This is a genomic window from Clostridium sp. AF02-29 (assembly GCF_934835585.1).
Lineage (GTDB): Bacteria > Bacillota > Clostridia > Lachnospirales > Lachnospiraceae > Otoolea > Otoolea fessa.
The window spans coordinates 1-17,648 of sequence record NZ_CAKVZK010000035.1; the positions used below are offsets into that span (position 1 = coordinate 1).

The following is a 17,648-nucleotide window of genomic DNA, read 5'->3' on the forward strand; positions in this document are numbered from 1 at the left end:
TGCTTTACAATACCAGACAAAATGACTGATGCCCCGGAAAGCCTGTAAAACAGGCACTTCCGGGATACACAAGACAGGACAAAAATCGACTTCCATTATCAAGAGGTGAGTGCTAATTATTCTGTGAAGATTTTGTGAACACAATGAGCTGTGCATGGCGTATAAAAAAAGACACAGGTCACATTTCTATGACCTGCGTCTTGCGTTGTAATTCTTATTTTATTTTACTTCAACTAATTCGATCTTGAAGTTCAGCTCCTTACCAGCCATCTCATGATTGGCGTCAAACGTGATATTTACCTCATCCTTTGCGATAACCTTTACCGGGAACGGCTGTCCCATCTGGTTGGTTAAGTAAACCTGCTGACCTACCTGCAGTTCCTCGGAACCCGGCAGTTTGGCAATCTCAAGCTCCAGAATTGCGTTCGGATCCGGCATGCCGTAAGCTTCCTCCGGCATCAGGTGGATCTCCTTTACCTCGCCGACTTCCATATCAGCGACAGCGGCATCGAAGCCCTTGATCATCTGACCGGCGCCGCAGACAAACTCCAGCGGTTCGCCGCGATCGTAGGAAGAATCGAACTGTGTGCCATCGTTAAAAGTACCTCTGTAATGTGTGCGGCAGGTTTTGCCGACGTTGCGTCCTGTGATTTCAGACATTTTAAAATCCTCCAAATGATATTGATATGCGGTAATGGACAATCTTCCTCAAACGGACAATTTCCAGTGATTTCAGATGCATATTTATCAGTATACTAGAAAACAAGGCGAATGGGAAGAGAAATGTTGTCTCTCCGGTACCGATATTGTCAGTTTTTGCAACGAGGATGGAGCAAGCTGGAAGCAGAGAAGATCAGTTCTCCCATCGAATCTGCTCCCCCTGCACCAGCGGAAAACGCGAAAGCGTCTCCCCGTCCAGGTTCTCCCGGTTCATATCCACTGCCGTGATCTGATGGTTTTCATATGTCGTGTAGTAGTAAATCCCCTTATCCGCATTGCAGCAGGAGGTGTAGAGTGTGATTTCATATTTTCCATCGGAGACCTCGCAGCATCCGCGCTGCTGGTCAACCGAACCTAGGATATGGAAAAACTGGCTGACACTTTCTAATTCGGATGCGCCGGAGCGGGCATTTGATTTTGTAAAAGCGACCCGTACAAACCGGGAAGCGGAGGAGAGGTCTCCCGGAAGTCCGAGAGCGCCCATGCCGCGGCTGTAGGTTGTAAGCGGCAGATCGGCAGAAAATGTATTCTGCGGCTGCTTCGGGGACAGGTTCATGTAATTGTTGAGGGAGAACAGCTGCTGCGGGAACGGCGGATTGTTTGTCAGGACGCCCACCGGATTGTCGTAGATATGCAGTCCGTCCGCCATCGGCTCGATGACGATGCATTCATTTTTATCGGCAAGAATCCAGTGAAGCTGCGCCGGGGCAAACTGCTCGTTGAATGGGGTGTCGGTCAGTACCATCTGGGCGAGGTGGACGCGAGCCTCTTTCACGGACGCGCACTGGCTGAGAATCCAGGGGATGAACTCAAACTGTGCGATGTTGTCATGATCCTCCTGCGGCTTCTGGTAGGAGGCATTGCCGACGAAATTCAGTCCCGCCATGCAAAGCCCCTTCTCATTAAAAGCATCATAATAAAGCGGATAATCCCCCGCCACATGTGCCATGCCGATGATGGCATAGTGGGTCGAAACCGCGCTTGCGTGGCGGAAAGTAAGTGGATAGTTGCGAGGTGTGACGGTTACTTCGTCCCCGTAAGAAAATTCATAATCTAAGGTTCTGCCGAAGTAGAAATCGGCGGTTTTGTAGGTTGCGGCTGTACACATGGTCATTTCTCCTTTTTCTGTTTCAAAGTGTGTGGGTCAGATGGTGTTTATCAATGTTCTATTTATTTGTTGTATGCTTTATACTCAACTGCATCATTGTAAAAGTGGAAATGAATCTTGTTGTTTTTAGTATATTTAGTATATCAAATTTTTGAGAAAAATATAGAGGAAAAGCGGATATGGAAATAGAAAGAGATTGGTCAGGTCATTTTAGAATTTAAAGTGAAAGGTAAAATCAATCTGCTTCACAAATGTATTGTCTGGGTATATAATAAGGGGCATAAACAAATAGAAATGATAGGCAAATAATTTTTTTTACAGGAGGACTCACCCATGGCTGATCCAGATAGAATCCAGATAAACGAAGCCCGCATCCGCGCTGAATTTGACGAGCTGGCGCGGATCGACTCGGAAAGTTTCGGGGAACGCGAGATGGCGGATCGCTTGAAGGAAAAGCTCGCAGAGCTGGGAATCCAGGCAAAGGAAGATGACACAGCCGAGAAAATAGGAGGCAATGCGGGAAATCTGTTTGGAACGTTAAAGGGCGGGCTGCCGGGCACGCCGATCCTGCTGTCCGGGCATATGGACACGGTCGCGCCGGGAATCGGAAAGAAGCCGGTTTTTCATGAGGACGGAACCATCACTTCGGATGGAACCACCGTGCTTGGCGCGGACGATCTGACCGGGGTAATCGCTATCTTAGAAGGCATCCGTGCCGTGCAGGAGGCAGAAATCCCGCACCGGGATATCGAGATCCTCTTTGCGGCGGCGGAAGAGCCGTTTACAAGAGGAAGCTCGGAGTTCGATTTCAGCCAGATGAAAGCGAAGGAATCTTACGTTTTGGATGTAACTGGACCAGTCGGGACAGCGATCCTGCAGGCACCGACGATCCTTTCCTTTGAGGCGGCAGTCAAGGGGCGCGCAGCGCACGCTGGATTTGAGCCGGAGAAAGGCATCCACGCGATTCAGACGGCGGCCCGCGCGATTGCCGCATTAAAGCTGGGGCACGTGGATGAGGAAACAACCCTGAATGTGGGCTTGATTTCGGGCGGTTCGGTTGTGAATGCCGTGCCGGAACTCTGCACCTGCCGGGGCGAGATCCGCAGCTACAGCCATGAAAAGGCAATGGAGACCCTGGAAGATGTCCGCCATGTCTTTGAAACCGCCGTCAAAGAGGCGGGGGCAGAGCTTTCTTTCACACACCGCCTCCATGTCAAAGCCTTCCATCTGGAACCGGACTCGCCGGTGGCAGTTCATTTTGCCGAGGCCTGCCGCACCCTGGGAATCGAGCCGAAATTCGGCAGCACCTTCGGCGGCAGCGACGGAAACACGATGATGCAGCACGGAATCCCATGCGCGGTGCTTTCCTGCGGTATGTACGAGGTTCATTCCGTGCGGGAGTATGCGAAGGTGGGGGATATTGTGAATGGGGCGAGATTGATCGCGGAACTGATTACGCAGGGGCAAGAAGCGAGTATAGAGTAAAACTGAAAAATGTTGACATAGCCGAACGGCTTTATTATTTCACCAAAACAATTATATAGCCGTTCGAACAAAAAATAGGGTGATTTGGAATGAAAATAACATCGACAAGCGCTGAATGAAATGTCCATCCAGCTTATGGAAGAAGGATATCCAAAGGCAAGGGATATTCGAGAGCAGATATTAAAAGAGGGCGGATATTCTCATTTATAAAAGTACCTTTCCATTTTGGTAGAGTTATTTTTGCAACTATTTTGTAAGAAAAGTAAGAAAATGTCTATATATTTTGGAACATAAATCTGATATTATTAGAATAAATAAGAGACATGTCTGGTTTTGCAAAAATAAAGAGAGGTTGCTGTTTTGTGAGATTTCAGCCCTGTCAGGATAGTGAATCGAGAGGTGATCGATATGAAGAAAAAATTCTGGCTGATATTATACCATTTAGGCGGTTCGGTGGTACTTTTATTGTTACTGTACACGTCTCTTCAAGGCTTGACAACGGTGACCTTATGTTTAGCGATACCGGTATTGGCAGCAAGTATTATAGAGGCAAAATTTGAATGGAAATTTTTACGAGAGAATCCGGAAATCAAAAAGGATACAACCTATCGGATCGCAAAAACACTCGGATATCTTTGTGGTCTTATTTTGGTGGTAGGAGTATGGCCTCGTCATTAGAACATTTTTGCTTAATAAAAGACTCTGTTACACTTGGATTGAATCGAGAGGTGATCAATTATGAAGAAAAAATTCTGGCTGACATTATACAATATAGGCGTTTCTATTTTATTCTTACTGTCATTGTACAGTTATGCAAAAGGCATGGCAGGCTTTTCTTTATTTTTAGCGCTGGCAGTTTTTGGAGAAATTGCGGCAAGGGCTTTTATTGAATGCAAATACTTGCAGGAGAGTCCAGAGATAAAAGAGGATACAGCTTATCGAATCACGAAAGTATTGCGATTGCTTTGTGAAATTATCTTGATCATAGGAGTATGGCGGATTCGTTTTAAATAGCCACATTCTAAAAATAACACTTATGATATATTCCATATTCAATGAAAGAGGAGGCATCCGTCCATCAACCTCGGTTGCTTCCTCTTTCTCTATCTATTTCAATCAAAATCTATTTCATCATATCGCGTAAAACCGTCAATATCTCCATCGCCGCCGCTTCCTTGCTCATCTGCTCCAGATGGCGGGTCTGCTGCTTATCGATCAGCGTGATGACGTTCGTATCGGTGCCGAATCCGGCGCCGGCTACCTTTAAGTTGTTGGCAGCGATCAGATCCAGATTTTTGCGTTCCAGCTTGCCGCGGGCGCGTTCCTCCAGCTGGGAGGTCTCCATCGCGAAGCCGCAGAGCAGCTGTCCCGGACGTTTGTGTGCGCCGAGGTAGCTTAAAGTGTCCTCAGTACGCTCCAGCGCCAGGCTCAGATCGCCGTCGGATTTCTTGACCTTTTCATCAGAAACGACTGCCGGACGGTAGTCAGCGACGGCTGCCGCCTTGATGATAATGTCCTGTTCTTCGCTCCGGGAGATAACTGCCTCGAAGAGGTCGTGCGCGCTCTTAATGTGGACAGTATTGATAAACGGAGGTGGAGTCAGCGAGGTTTCGCCGGTGACGAGTGTCACATCGGCGCCACGCAGCATCGCCATCCGTGCCAGGGCGTATCCCATTTTTCCGGTCGAATGGTTCGTGAGGTAGCGCACCGGATCGACCGCTTCCTGGGTCGGACCGGCGGTCACAAGGATCTTCTTTCCGGTGAGATCCTTCGGGTAGGCGATCGCGCGGAGAATATACTCCATAATCAGCCCCTCATCCGGGAATTTGCCCTTTCCGGAATCGCCGCAGGCGAGCAGACCGCTTGCTGGTTCGATGATGGTAAAGCCGTAATGTTCTAACAGGCAGAGATTATCTTGGGTAATAGGATTCTCATACATCCGTGTGTTCATCGCCGGAGCAATGATGCGCGGGCACTGGCAGGCTAAGAGCGTGGTCGTCAGCATATCATCGGCAAGTCCGTGTGCCAGTTTGGCGCAGACATTGGCGGTCGCCGGGGCGATGATCGCGAGGTCGGCTTTCTTTGCCAGTTCCACATGCTCTACTTCAAATTTAAAATTCCGGTCAAAGGTGTCCGTCAGGCACTTATTGACCGTCAGGGTTTCAAACGTCAGCGGTGTGATAAACTCCATCGCATTTTTTGTCATGATGACATGCACATCCGCGTGCTGTTTCTTTAAAAGGCTGGCAAGGTTCGCCGCCTTGTATGCGGCGATTCCGCCGGTTACTCCCAAAATAATTGTTTTTCCGGTTAACATAATACATATCCTTTCGGTTTGCACTCTGGTTTTCTGGGTCATTTTCGAACAGCATAGCATCTGGAGGAAAAATTGTAAACCTTTTTTGACTTCCGTTCTCTGTTGGGGCTTTGGTAAGCGCACATAACAGGAGAGGAAAGAAACATGTATTTTGTGAAAAGACAATAAAAAACAGCACATATTCTGGTAGAATTGTTGGTTGTATGTTGAAAAGTGATGTGATATAGTGTGGAGGTGTCTGCTGGCTGACCTGGTTTTCACTGGATGTGAACAGGGACAGGCGGCAGCAGTTGTATTGTATCCCATAGAAAACAGGCACCGAACGTGCTGGCAGCAAATCTGCGGAAAGCGGCAGAAGAAAGAAACTTCTGCCGGAATGTGCGTATCTGCATACGGATCTGTATCTGAGATGGAGAATCATACCGGAAGAGACGGGGAATTAAAATGCCCTGGCTCGCGGCTTTTCTGGATGGTATCGCCGGAAAGAACGGAATTTGTAAGGATTTTATGCACATGATATTGGCGCAGGTAAGCGGCAGTCTGGTGAACAGAAGGTGCAGCAGGTTTTTCGAACGGGAATAATAACAAGGAGGAAAATTTCATGAACACAACAAACAACACATCTAAACTTGTCATCTTAGGTCTTATGACCGGCATTCTTCTGCTGATGGCGTACACCCCCCTCGGATATCTGAATATTGGACCGCTGGCGATTACATTTAATGTGATCCCGGTTGCGATCGCGGCGATCACGCTGGGACCGGCAGGCGGCGCAGCGATCGGTGCAGTCTTCGGCATGACCAGCTTTTTACAGTGCATCGGCATCGGCGGCAGCAGTGCGATGGGCGCAATGCTTTTCAGCATTAACCCGTTTCTGGCATTTGTACAGAGATTCGTTCCGCGTATGCTGGATGGTCTTCTGTTAGGCTACATTTTCCAGTTTGTACGCCGCAGAACCGATGCGTACATGGCGAGTCTGGTAACCGGATTCTGTTCCGCGTTTTTAAATACAGTTTTCTTTATGACGGCTTTAGTCGTTCTGTTTGGCAATACCGAATATATGCAGGGGCTGATCGGCGGAAAAAATATCATCCTGTTCGTATGTGGTTTCGTAGGAATCAATGCAGTATGCGAGATGGTATCGTCCACAATCCTCACCGGTGCAGTCGGCGCAGCACTTTACCGGGCAAAATTTGTACCGGCTCTGGAAAAAAGCAGGGGGTAAGACAGTATGATTTTGGCATTGGATATCGGAAATACGAATGTGGTTCTCGGTTGTATTGCGGATGGGGAAATCCTCTTTACCGAGCGGATGGCGACAGACAGTGGGAAAACAGAGCTTGACTATGCGATTTCCCTGAAAATGGTGCTGGAGCTGCGGGAAATCAAGGTAAGTGAGATCACCGGCGCGATCATCGGTTCGGTAGTACCGCCGGTTACATCCCTGATGCGGGAGGCGATCCGCAAGGTGACGGGGCAGGAAGCGCTGGTCGTCAATGTGGATATGAATATCGGTCTGGAAGTGCTGATGGACAATCCGTCCTCCGTCGGTACCGATCTGATCGTCGGTGCCGTCGCGGGAATCAACCGGTATCCGGTGCCGCTCATTCTGATCGATATGGGAACGGCAACCACCATCTGTGTGGTGAATGAGAATAAGCAGTACATCGGCGGCATGATTCTGCCGGGAATAGGTGTATCGATGAATTCCCTGACCAGCCGGACCGCCCAGCTTCCGCGCATCAGCCTTGATCCGCCCAAGCGCCTGATCGGCAAGAATACGGTTGAATGTATGCAGAGCGGCGCGCTCTATGGCAATGCGTCCTGCATCGACGGCATGGTAGACCGGATTGAAGAGGAACTCGGCCAGAAAGCCACCGTTGTAGCCACCGGCGGTCTTGCCAGAAAAATCATTCCGCTGTGCCGGCATCAGATAGAATTAGATGATGAATTGTTATTGCGGGGGTTGTGGATTATCTATAAGAAGAATAAATAAGATAAAAGCGGCTGGAAAAAATCTAGCCGCTTTTAAAATGCAATTAAAAAAGATGCAGAAGCACAAATATAGTGCGAGTGATTAATTTCTGTGTTATACTGATACAGCTACCACCCCTAGACAGGTGCGGAAAGGGGGTGTACTGTGTGGGAGGAATACTGTCATTCGTGCTCTCTGTGATAGCCAGCATTGTGGCTTACTATATTTGTAAGTGGCTGGATGGAGATGAGTAGGTAGCAAAGGTTTAAGCCTCCTTTTCAAAAAAGGCGAGCCCCCGGTGTCAGCACACACCGGGGGCTTTTTGTGTACTCTGTGAGTACTGTCATTCGTTTGCCTATTGGCATTATAGCATATGGAAAAATTGATTTCAATATGCATATAATATAATTTTAATAGGTAATCTCCCGTCCTTCTTTTCTCCACTCCCTAAACTGTGCCGCTGCGGAAAGCAGAAGATCACAGGAAGAGTTGAGTGCTGTCTCGACGGAATCCTGCACCACGCCGATGATAAATCCGACACCGATGACCTGCATGGCAACATCGCTGGAGATGCCAAACAAGGAGCAGGCAAGCGGAATTAAGAGCAGGGAACCACCGGCAACACCGGATGCGCCGCAGGCGGAAAGTGCCGACAGGACGCTTAAAATGATGGCGGTCGGAATATCCACCGGAATTCCCAGCGTATTGGCTGCCGCCAGCGTCATGACGGTGATGGTAACAGCCGCACCGTTCATATTGATGGTCGCACCGAGCGGGATGGTAACAGAGTAGGTATTTTTGTCCAGTCCCATGTCCTCGCAGACTTCCATGTTGATCGGGATATTTGCCGCTGAGCTCCGGGTAAAGAAGGCGGTGACCGCGCTTCGTTTCAGACACTTGAAAATCAGCGGGAACGGGTTTTGGCGGATGCACCAGTATACGAGAATCGGGTTGGTTACGAAGTAGATAAACAGCATCGAGCCAACCAGCACGGCGAGAAGCCGTCCATATTCGGTAAATACCTGTAAACCGTTGGTGGATACAGTGTCAAACACAAGTCCGAGAATACCGAACGGGGCAAAGTTGATGATCCAGGTAACAACCTTGGACAGTGCCGCCGCAAAATTGTCCATAATTTCTTTCGTGCGTTCACTGGCGCCGCGCATCGCCACGCCGAAGAGAACCGCCCACGCCAGAATACCGATGTAGTTTGCCTCTGCGATGGAGGTGATCGGGTTCTTTACGACATTTAATAAAAGTGTCTGCAGGACTTCTGCGATTCCCTGCGGGGCAGAGGTTTCTTCTGCAGCCTGTGCAAGTGTCAGGGTGATCGGGAACAGTTTACTTGCGACGACCGCGATCACAGCGCCGAGCAGTGTGTTGAACAGGTAAAGGCAGACAACGGTGCGGATGATGCCTCCGTGGCTCTGCTTTGCCTGGCAGAGGGAACTGATAACAAGGAAAAATACGAGCAGGGGCGCGATGCCCTTTAATGCGTTGACAAATAGATTTCCAAGGATTGAGATTCCGACTGCCTGCGGAATCACCATTCCCAGAACAGCGCCGAGAATCATGCCGCCCAGAATTCGTTTAGGCAGGCTGATGGCTGTCCAGCGTTCATAGAGTGCTTTCATAAAATACATACTTCCTTTGTGATGATGAAATGGGGTTGACGAGTGTCGGGGAGCTGATTCAAATGTGCAAATGCAATATCTCCCGAATGATTCAACTGTCTGTGCAGCATCCGGCACAAAATCTTGTAGATTCTATTATACAGGAGATAGGAAGAAAGGGAAAGTGCTTTTTTATGGCAGAGTGATAGAGAAATAGAGAAAAAATTTTTGCCCGTGTTCCGTGTGGCCAGTGGCAGAACTTGCAGTGGCGATAAGCGAAAAGAAAACTTGTATTTCTATCTGCTCTATGTTATACTCATACCCGTTGCAAAGCCCGCAAAAACAAGGTCTTACAGGGCTGCCGCCGATTTCCGGCGTAAAATGAATCGAGTGTTCGTGACCTTCCACTCGTAAAACAAAACTAAAGGAGAATTGAATATGAAAGAAAACAACCTGAAAAACACGTATTTTCTGGCGTATGGCGCGGCGATCGCGGCCATCTACGTAGCGCTGACGATGGCATTCCAGCCGATCAGCTTCGGACCAGTGCAGTTCCGTATTTCGGAAGCACTCTGCATCCTGCCGTTCTTTACCCCGGCAGCGATTCCGGGACTCTTTGTCGGATGCTTTTTATCCAATCTGTTCTGCGGGGCAGCTGGACTGGATATCGTATTCGGAAGCCTGGCAACCCTGATCGGGGCAGTCGGCTCCTATGCGCTCCGCAAGAGTAAGGTTTTAGTATGTGTACCGCCGATCCTGGCCAACACGATCATTGTACCGTGGGTGCTCCGGTTTGCATACGGCTCTGAGGATCTGATTCCGTTCATGATGCTGACCGTCGGGATCGGCGAGGTGCTGGCAATCGGCGTGCTGGGAAGCATTCTTCTGGCGGCGTTAAACCGTTATAAAACCATGCTGTTCGGCAAGTGTCTGGCAACGGGACGCTAAGAAAAAGACATAACTTAAATGATATAAAAGATGCATGTTACAGACGGATCGCAGTGCGATGGCTGGCGTGTATCTTTTATTTTTTTTTGCCTTATATTGACAATTTCATGTAAAAGAAGTTAAATTAAAAGGACGTGAAAACACAATGTCTCGCGGTTCCATATCGTTTTTCTATGGCGTCTGCGAAAACAAAAACCGCCTGCGGCGGGGAAGGAATGCACAAATATGAGTGAGAATGTATATCAGATTGATTTTAATAAACCAGAATCCGTCCATTTCATCGGAATCGGCGGTATCAGCATGAGCGGACTGGCAGAGATTTTGATGGACGAGGGATTTACCGTGTCCGGCTCGGACTCACACCGTTCGGAGCTGACCGATAACCTGGAGGCGCGCGGCGCGAAGGTATATATCGGACAGAAAGCGGAGAATATCCAGGATGGCATCGATGTGGTAGTCTACACGGCGGCGATTCACCCGGATAACCCGGAATTTCAGGAAGTAAAACGGCGCGGCATCCCGATGCTGACCCGTGCGGAACTCTTGGGCGAGATGATGCGGAACTATAAAAATGCGATCGCGATTGCCGGAACACACGGCAAAACGACAACCACTTCGATGGTGACGGAGATTTTCTTGCAGGCGAAAAATGACCCGACGATCTCGGTCGGCGGTATCCTTCCGGCGATCGGCGGCAACATCCGCGTCGGCGGACCGGAATTTTTCGTGACGGAGGCGTGTGAGTATACCAACAGCTTCCTATCCTTCTACCCGACGATGGCAGTCATCCTTAATATAGAAGAAGATCATCTCGATTTCTTCAAGGATCTGGCGGATATCCGTCATTCCTTCAAGCTGTTTGCCGAGCGCGTGCCGGCTCAGGGCGCGGTTGTCATCAACGGTGATATCGAGAACTATCAGGAGATCATAGAAGCGGTAAAAGGCAAGGTCATTACTTTCGGTCACAGCCGCGGCAACGATTACAGTGCCGGTGATATCCAGTATGACAATTACGCGCATCCGTCCTTCGACCTTTATATCGGCGGTGAGAAGAAAGAGCGCCTGACGCTCGGTGTGGCAGGTGAGCACAATGTATACAATGCGCTGGCAGCCATCGCTGTTTCCCTGGAAAATGGCATCTCCATGGACGCCATCCGCGCGGGACTGGCACATTTTACCGGAACCAACCGCCGGTTCGAAAAGAAGGGTGAGGTAAATGGATTTACCATCATCGACGACTATGCGCATCATCCGCATGAGATCGAGGCTACCTTAAAGACGGCGCAGAACTATCCACACAAGACACTCTGGTGCATCTTCCAGCCGCACACCTACACGCGGACGAAGGCATTTCTGCCGCAGTTTGCCGAGGCACTCTCACTGGCAGATAAAGTCATTCTGGCGGATATCTACGCGGCGCGCGAGACGGACACGCTCGGCATCAGCTCAGAGGATATCGTGAAACTTCTAAAAGAAAAAGGAAAAGAAGCATGGTATCTGCCGACGTTCGATGAAATAGAAAAATTTGTCATGGAACATTGTACACAGGGCGACCTGTTGATAACCATGGGCGCCGGAGACGTTGTAAATGTAGGGGAAAACCTCCTTGCGAAATAGATGCACTCCGAGTGTACATATAGTTATCCACATTATCCACATAGTTTTCAACATATTATGTAAAGGAACTATGTGGATTTTTTGTGCCTAAATGCGGAAATGGGGAAATGCCGAAAATGTTGATAAAATAAGGATTTTGTCGGAGGAAAGGTTATTTTTTGAGGATTTTTGAAGGCTTTTTCCACATTATCCACATTATCCACAATCAAAATAGTGGAAAAATTGGTCCAAAAGTGTCGGCCGCGAACCATAATTAGGAGTATTTCTTTTTAAAAAAAGGTATGTTATGATAGGAACAGACGCAGTGAGCCTGTGATAAATGGATGAAAACTGTCTTGTTCGGAGCAAAATTGTGGAAAAGTCCGGAAACAAAATCAAAACGGTGGAAAAGTAAGAAAACAGGAAGATTTGGATGGAACAAATAGAGAATATTTCAAAATAAAAGTAAAATACAGCAGTTTGAGTGGTTTACACAGCCGCAGGCTGCTGATAGATAAATGGTAACAGGAAATGTGAGGACACAGAATGGCTAAGAGGGAAGTTAGAAGATGGGAATAGGACTCAAAAACCGGCTGGCGGTGGGCGCAACGCCGGTTCCGGACGTATTTATTGATACATATATGGCGGGAGCCAGTGGAGAATATGTGAAGGTATATCTGTACCTGCTCCGCCACCAGCAGGAGGAAGTCTCGATCGGACAGATCGCGGACGCGCTCAACCACACGGAGGCGGACGTGCAGCGCGCGCTGGCATACTGGCAGAGAGCCGGGGTGCTGGGAACGGAAGTCGGTGAAGAGGCACAGCGATCGTTTCCGGAGACGCCGGGACAGCAAATTTCACCGGTTTTTGCTTCAACGGAATCCCTGGCAGGCGCTGGTTCCTTTGCGCCATCTGCAAAAACTGCCGCCCGGGAAGCCGCAGCCTGCGATATGTCACGCCTGACCTCGGATGAGTCGTTTAAGCAGCTCATTTATATTGCCCAGCAGTATTTAAACAAGCTGCTCACACCGACGGACTGCCAGATTCTTGGAAATCTCTATTCGAATCTGGGATTTTCCGGGGAATTGCTGGAATACCTGATTGAGTACTGTGTGCAGAACCACCACACCAGCCTGCGCTATATGGAAAAGGTGGCGCTCGGCTGGCATAAGCGCGGCATCAAGGATGTGGAACAGGCGAAAGCGAGCGGCAGGGGCTACACGAAGGGTTCATTCGCGGTTATGCGGGCGATGGGGCTTTCGGACCGGAGCCCGGCGGAGGTCGAGAGTGAATTTATCGAAAAATGGTTCTGGGAGTACGGTTTCACGCGCGAGCTGATCGTCGAGGCGTGCAGCCGCACGATCCGGCAGATACATAAACCGTCGTTTGACTATGCAGACAAGATCTTGCGGGACTGGAAAAATGCCGGCGTCAAGAGCTTCCGGGATGTGTCAGAGCTAGATAAAAAACGGAAGGAAGAAGGCGAGGCGAAGCGCCGGCAGGCGTCTGCCGGCAGCAGCCGTTCTTCCAACCGGTTCCACAATCTGGAGGAACACGGATATGATTACGACGAGATGGTATGGAGCATGATAAACGGAGCGCAGAAGACAGGAGGGGACGATGGCACTCAGTAATTCGCAGTATGAATCGATCATGCGTGTCTATAACCGGACACAGCTTCAGAAGAAACATGAGCTGGACGCGCGGGTTGACGAGGTCTATGAGAAAATACCGGCGGTCCGGGAGATGAACGATGCGATCGCCGCTGCAGCGGTCAAGAGCGCGAAAGAGCTTCTGGCGGGCGATGCGGACGCGGTGAAACGTCTGCGAGAGACAATCGCAGACCTGAAAGAGCAGCGCCAGGTGCTGATGAGCGCCTACGGCTATCCGGCGGACTATCTGGAGATGCAGTATAATTGTCCGGACTGTAAGGATACCGGATACAAAGACGGCAAAAAATGCCACTGTTTCCGTCAGCGGGAGATCGATCTGTTATACGCCCAGTCGAATATCCGGGAAGTGCTGGAGCGGGAGAATTTTTCCCATTTTTCCTATGATTATTTTGATGATACGAAGATCGATCCGCGAAGCGGCAAGACTGCCCGCGCGTATATGGAGCAGGTGACAGCGTTCTGCCGCCGCTATGTGGACGGATTTAAAGAAGAAAAGGGAAATATCTTATTTACCGGAAAAACGGGGCTTGGAAAGACGTTTTTAAGCAACTGCATCGCGAAAGAGCTGATTGAGCGCTGTTTCAGCGTCGTGTATCTCCCGGCGGTGGAGATGTATGAGATATTTTCAAGGGATCGCTTCGCAAACGATGCGACCGATGAGGACCGCGACCGATCCCAGTATTTATTAGAGTGCGATCTGCTGATCATCGACGATCTGGGGACGGAACTGGTGAATACGTTTACGACTTCCCAGCTCTTTTATGTGGTCAACGAGCGCTTAAACCGGAAGAAAGGCACGATCATTTCCACCAATCTGCCGGTCAATGAGATGCGCGACGAGTTTACCGACCGCGTCATGTCACGGATCGTAAGCCAGTATCAGATCATTCCGCTCTACGGCGAGGATATCCGGATACGAAAAAAGCTGGAAAACCGGTAATGGGTTGACTTATAAGGGACATAATGATATAAAAGAGACGTTAGAATGCGCTAACATATGCAAAAAAAGCGAATTAACAGAGAGTAAACAGGCTGGAGGAAAATGGAAAATGCTGTACGAAGAGAAAATCATTGAGACGATACCGGTAGGTCCGCTGGGACTGATTCCATTAAAGGGATGTGAGGAACTGGTAGGCAAGGTAGACAAATATCTGGTGGACTGGAGAAATGAGCGCGAGAGCGAGCACAAGACGTCGATCGCATTTTCAGGTTATCAGAGAGACTCCTACATCATCGGGGCAAACACACCGAGATTTGGTTCCGGCGAGGCAAAGGGCGAGATCAAGGCGTCGGTGCGTGGCGATGATCTGTATCTGATCGTGGATGTCTGCAACTACAGCCAGACATATTCTCTGTGCGGCATGGTAAATCATATGTCCCCGGATGATCATTATCAGGATCTGAAACGTGTCATTGCGGCAGCAGGCGGAAAGGCACGCCGTATCAACGTAATCATGCCGTTCCTGTATGAGAGCCGCCAGCATAAGCGCTCCGGCCGTGAGTCCTTAGACTGCGCGCTGGCACTGGAGGAGCTGGTAGATATGGGCGTTGAGAATATCATTACCTTTGACGCACACGATCCGCGTGTCCAGAACGCGATTCCGCTCAAGGGTTTTGAGACCGTTCAGCCGATTTACCAGTTTATCAAATATCTGCTGAAAAATGAGAAAGAGCTGGAGATCGATAGCGATCACATGATGGTCATCAGCCCGGATGAGGGCGGTATGTCCCGCGCTGTCTTCTTCTCCAACGTGCTGGGACTCGACATGGGTATGTTCTACAAACGCCGCGATTACACCAGGATCGTCAACGGACGCAACCCGATCGTTGCTCATGAGTTCTTGGGATCCAGCGTAGAGGGCAAGGACGTCCTGATCATCGATGATATGATCTCCTCTGGCGAGAGCATGTTAGATGTAGCGAAGGAATTAAAGAGCCGCAAGGCGAGAAAGGTATTCGTATGCGCGACCTTCGGTCTGTTTACCAACGGACTGCAGAAGTTTGACGAGTACTATGAGAACGGTCTGATCGACCGCGTCCTGACCACCAACCTGGTATACCAGACACCGGAGCTTCTCTCCAGACCGTACTATATCAGCGTCGATATGAGCAAATACATCGCGCTCATCATCGATAACCTGAACCACGATGCCTCCTTAAGCGAGCTGTTAAATCCGACTGGACGTATCAATAAGCTGCTGGCGAAGTATCGGGCGGGAATACGGGACTAAAAATAGACCTTTAAAATAGAAACAAAAAGAACGTCATTTCCGGACCAATACATGTCAGAAAATGGCGTTCTTTTTAATGTCATAGAAAACAGGCAATGTCACGGTTATGTATGAAAAGAGTCCTACAACCGCACTTCATGCACCGCAGCTCCTTCTTCCTTCAGCACCCGCATCTCCCTCTCATGACAAGTAAATACAAGAATCTGCCCGGAATAGGCGGTTGGCAGCCATTTGAGGACGGTTCTCAGGCGCTCGTCGTCGTAGAGGACGAAGCTGTCGTCAAAGATGAGCGGCAGCCGGTCTGCATTGCCCTGGATAAAGTGGGCGGCGGCGAGGCGCAGCGCCAGATAGATCTGGTCGGCGGTGCCGCTGCTGACCTGTTCAAGCGGGATCAGTTTCCGGCGGGTGTTTAAAAACGCATTCAGGTTCTCATCGATGCTGATGCTGGAATAAATTCCGCCGGTAATTCCGGCGATCAGGTCGGACGCAGTCTTATTTAAGTACAGGCCGAAAGAATCCCGGATGGTCGTGGAAAGCTCTTTTAAGGTATCAAGCGCCAGATCCACGGAGGCGATCTCCTGATGGATGCGCTCATTTTCATTTAAAATGTGTTTGAGCGCCGCTGCCCGGTCTTTGCAGGCGGATAGGTGCTCCAGCTTTTTCTCTAACTCCCACTGGACGCGCTGCTGTTCCTCGATGACAAGGCTGCAGTCATTCTGCTTTGCCATCAGCGCCGAGATCTGTTCGGAACGTTTTACCAGTGAATCCTCTGAGTTTGTAACGGCGTGGCAGAGCGTGATGAAGCGGTCCAGCCGCTGGGACAAAAGCTTCATGGATTCATCCGAAATCTCGGATTCGCCCAGGTGGCGGCGCAAAATCTCCGATAAAACAGAGGCACTTTTCTCCGTCTCCTGCCTGCGGCGGCTCCGGTGCCGTGTGACGCAGATTCCCAGCATGAGAAGCACAAGAGCGGCGCCGCCAAAGATGAGGGCGGTGGGACCAGCTCCCAGCCACGGGGACGGAAGCGGGAAGAACGCCAGATATCCGCAGTATGCCGCGCAGATGACGCAGATCGCCGCTGTGACAAAGAAAAACACCTGGAAAAACCGGGATCCCTTGCTGGAGGAAGACACCTGTGCATGCTGATAGTTCTGGTAGAGTGTTTCAGCCTGACTGCGGTACGCCTCGATGGACGCCTCGTCCGTAAAGGAAAACTCATCCAGTACCTGACGGCTCTTCTGCAGCCGGTCGGATAAATCTTCTTTTTCTATTTTCTGATGTTCCAGTTCATTTCGGACCGAGTCACGCAGTTTTGAGTATTCCTGTAACTGATTCTCATATTTTGGCGAAGAAAGCTCGCGTTCCAGCGCGCGGATCTCGCTAAGAAGGGAGGTATAGTTGACCGAAGCCTCCGGGCTTAACTGGGATTCAAATTGTTTGCGCTGATTTTTCAGATAGGCGGTCGCCTTAGTGATATTGAGCGCCATATTGCCAGAGGTATTCATGTTAGCAATATAGTTTTTCAGTTCTGAAACCATGCCTTCATCGGTCGCACTCTTTAACTGGCTGATGCTGATGGTGTTGTTGTACATGGTTTCACTCATGCCGCCCAAAATTTCCTGCAAAACGGCGCGGCCGTCCGGTTCCTCGCGTCCGGTCGTCTCGTTAATGACGGTAAATTCCTTCTTATTTTTCTGGAACGAGCGCTCGATCCGGTAAATGGTGCCGTCGTCGGATTCAAGCCGGAGCTGCCCCTCGTAGGTGCCGCTGTTTTCCCACGGCTCATATTTGCTGTAGATGTCGTTTCTGGCGGCGCGCCCCCTCTGACGCTCGATGCCGAAGAGCATGCCGCGGATAAAGGTGTGGATCGTGGATTTGCCGGCTTCATTTTTACCGTAAATGACGTTTAACCCATCCTCAAAGGAGACGGCTGTGTCATGAAATTTTCCAAACCCACTGATATAAAGATCAAGAAAACGCAT

15 protein-coding genes are annotated in these 17,648 nt (G+C 49.7%); 10 read left to right on the forward strand and 5 right to left on the reverse strand.

The genetic code is table 11. The features are described 5' to 3' along the window. Window positions 1-219: 219 nt before the first annotated feature. Together PUQ60_RS09250 and bsh are read right to left on the reverse strand one after the other, a co-directional pair. On the reverse strand, window positions 220-660 hold the full coding sequence (locus PUQ60_RS09250) for an FKBP-type peptidyl-prolyl cis-trans isomerase (RefSeq protein ID WP_022359593.1): 441 nt from the start codon (window positions 658-660) through the stop codon (window positions 220-222). A gap of 193 nt (window positions 661-853) precedes the next feature. Beyond that, window positions 854-1,828: a choloylglycine hydrolase gene (gene bsh, locus PUQ60_RS09255; protein WP_273381117.1), complete on the reverse strand. Its 975-nt coding sequence runs from the start codon at window positions 1,826-1,828 to the stop codon at window positions 854-856. 333 nt (window positions 1,829-2,161) lie between these two features. On the opposite strand from bsh, the gene PUQ60_RS09260 reads away from it, so the two are divergent. The 3 genes from PUQ60_RS09260 to PUQ60_RS09270 all read left to right on the forward strand — a co-directional run bounded on the left by PUQ60_RS09260 (window position 2,162) and on the right by PUQ60_RS09270 (window position 4,327). Continuing rightward, window positions 2,162-3,313, forward strand: a complete 1,152-nt coding sequence (locus PUQ60_RS09260; protein ID WP_273381115.1) for a M20/M25/M40 family metallo-hydrolase — start codon at window positions 2,162-2,164, stop codon at window positions 3,311-3,313. 408 nt (window positions 3,314-3,721) lie between these two features. Continuing rightward, window positions 3,722-3,991, forward strand: coding sequence for a hypothetical protein (locus PUQ60_RS09265; RefSeq protein ID WP_022359590.1), 270 nt, complete (start codon window positions 3,722-3,724; stop codon window positions 3,989-3,991). A 60-nt stretch (window positions 3,992-4,051) separates the two neighbouring features. Next, the gene (locus PUQ60_RS09270; protein ID WP_022359589.1) at window positions 4,052-4,327 is read left to right on the forward strand and encodes a hypothetical protein; all 276 of its coding nucleotides are present in this window, start codon (window positions 4,052-4,054) and stop codon (window positions 4,325-4,327) included. 109 nt (window positions 4,328-4,436) lie between these two features. On the opposite strand, the gene coaBC is transcribed toward PUQ60_RS09270, so the two are convergent. After that, window positions 4,437-5,630, reverse strand: a complete 1,194-nt coding sequence (gene coaBC, locus PUQ60_RS09275; protein WP_273381112.1) for a bifunctional phosphopantothenoylcysteine decarboxylase/phosphopantothenate--cysteine ligase CoaBC — start codon at window positions 5,628-5,630, stop codon at window positions 4,437-4,439. A gap of 601 nt (window positions 5,631-6,231) precedes the next feature. Here coaBC and PUQ60_RS09280 point away from each other — a divergent pair. Then, window positions 6,232-6,855 carry an ECF transporter S component gene (locus PUQ60_RS09280; protein ID WP_022359587.1) on the forward strand — a complete coding sequence of 208 codons (624 nt, stop codon included), beginning with the start codon at window positions 6,232-6,234 and terminating at the stop codon, window positions 6,853-6,855. Window positions 6,856-6,861: 6 nt separating this feature from the next. Then, a complete protein-coding gene (locus tag PUQ60_RS09285) occupies window positions 6,862-7,626 on the forward strand; it encodes a type III pantothenate kinase (RefSeq protein ID WP_107001714.1) in 765 nt (254 codons plus the stop codon). Window positions 7,627-8,015: 389 nt separating this feature from the next. On the opposite strand, the gene sstT is transcribed toward PUQ60_RS09285, so the two are convergent. Next, window positions 8,016-9,239 (reverse strand): serine/threonine transporter SstT, encoded by a 1,224-nt coding sequence (gene sstT / locus PUQ60_RS09290; protein ID WP_273381109.1) that lies wholly within the window; start codon window positions 9,237-9,239, stop codon window positions 8,016-8,018. Window positions 9,240-9,656: 417 nt separating this feature from the next. On the opposite strand from sstT, the gene PUQ60_RS09295 reads away from it, so the two are divergent. From PUQ60_RS09295 to PUQ60_RS09315, 5 genes are all read left to right on the forward strand, one after another. After that, window positions 9,657-10,166 carry a QueT transporter family protein gene (locus PUQ60_RS09295; RefSeq protein ID WP_022359584.1) on the forward strand — a complete coding sequence of 170 codons (510 nt, stop codon included), beginning with the start codon at window positions 9,657-9,659 and terminating at the stop codon, window positions 10,164-10,166. A 225-nt stretch (window positions 10,167-10,391) separates the two neighbouring features. Then, window positions 10,392-11,783: a UDP-N-acetylmuramate--L-alanine ligase gene (gene murC / locus PUQ60_RS09300; protein WP_273380488.1), complete on the forward strand. Its 1,392-nt coding sequence runs from the start codon at window positions 10,392-10,394 to the stop codon at window positions 11,781-11,783. 548 nt (window positions 11,784-12,331) lie between these two features. Beyond that, a complete protein-coding gene (locus PUQ60_RS09305; RefSeq protein WP_273380490.1) occupies window positions 12,332-13,396 on the forward strand; it encodes a DnaD domain protein in 1,065 nt (354 codons plus the stop codon). Further along, window positions 13,383-14,375: an ATP-binding protein gene (locus tag PUQ60_RS09310; RefSeq protein WP_273380492.1), complete on the forward strand. Its 993-nt coding sequence runs from the start codon at window positions 13,383-13,385 to the stop codon at window positions 14,373-14,375. Before PUQ60_RS09305 ends, PUQ60_RS09310 begins: the two co-directional genes overlap by 14 nt. Before the next feature lie 109 nt (window positions 14,376-14,484). Continuing rightward, window positions 14,485-15,666, forward strand: a complete 1,182-nt coding sequence (locus tag PUQ60_RS09315; RefSeq protein WP_022359580.1) for a ribose-phosphate pyrophosphokinase — start codon at window positions 14,485-14,487, stop codon at window positions 15,664-15,666. Between the two features lie 122 nt (window positions 15,667-15,788). Here the strand turns inward: PUQ60_RS09315 and PUQ60_RS09320 are convergent, their stop codons facing one another. Further along, window positions 15,789-17,648: an AAA family ATPase gene (locus tag PUQ60_RS09320; RefSeq protein ID WP_273380494.1), complete on the reverse strand. Its 1,860-nt coding sequence runs from the start codon at window positions 17,646-17,648 to the stop codon at window positions 15,789-15,791.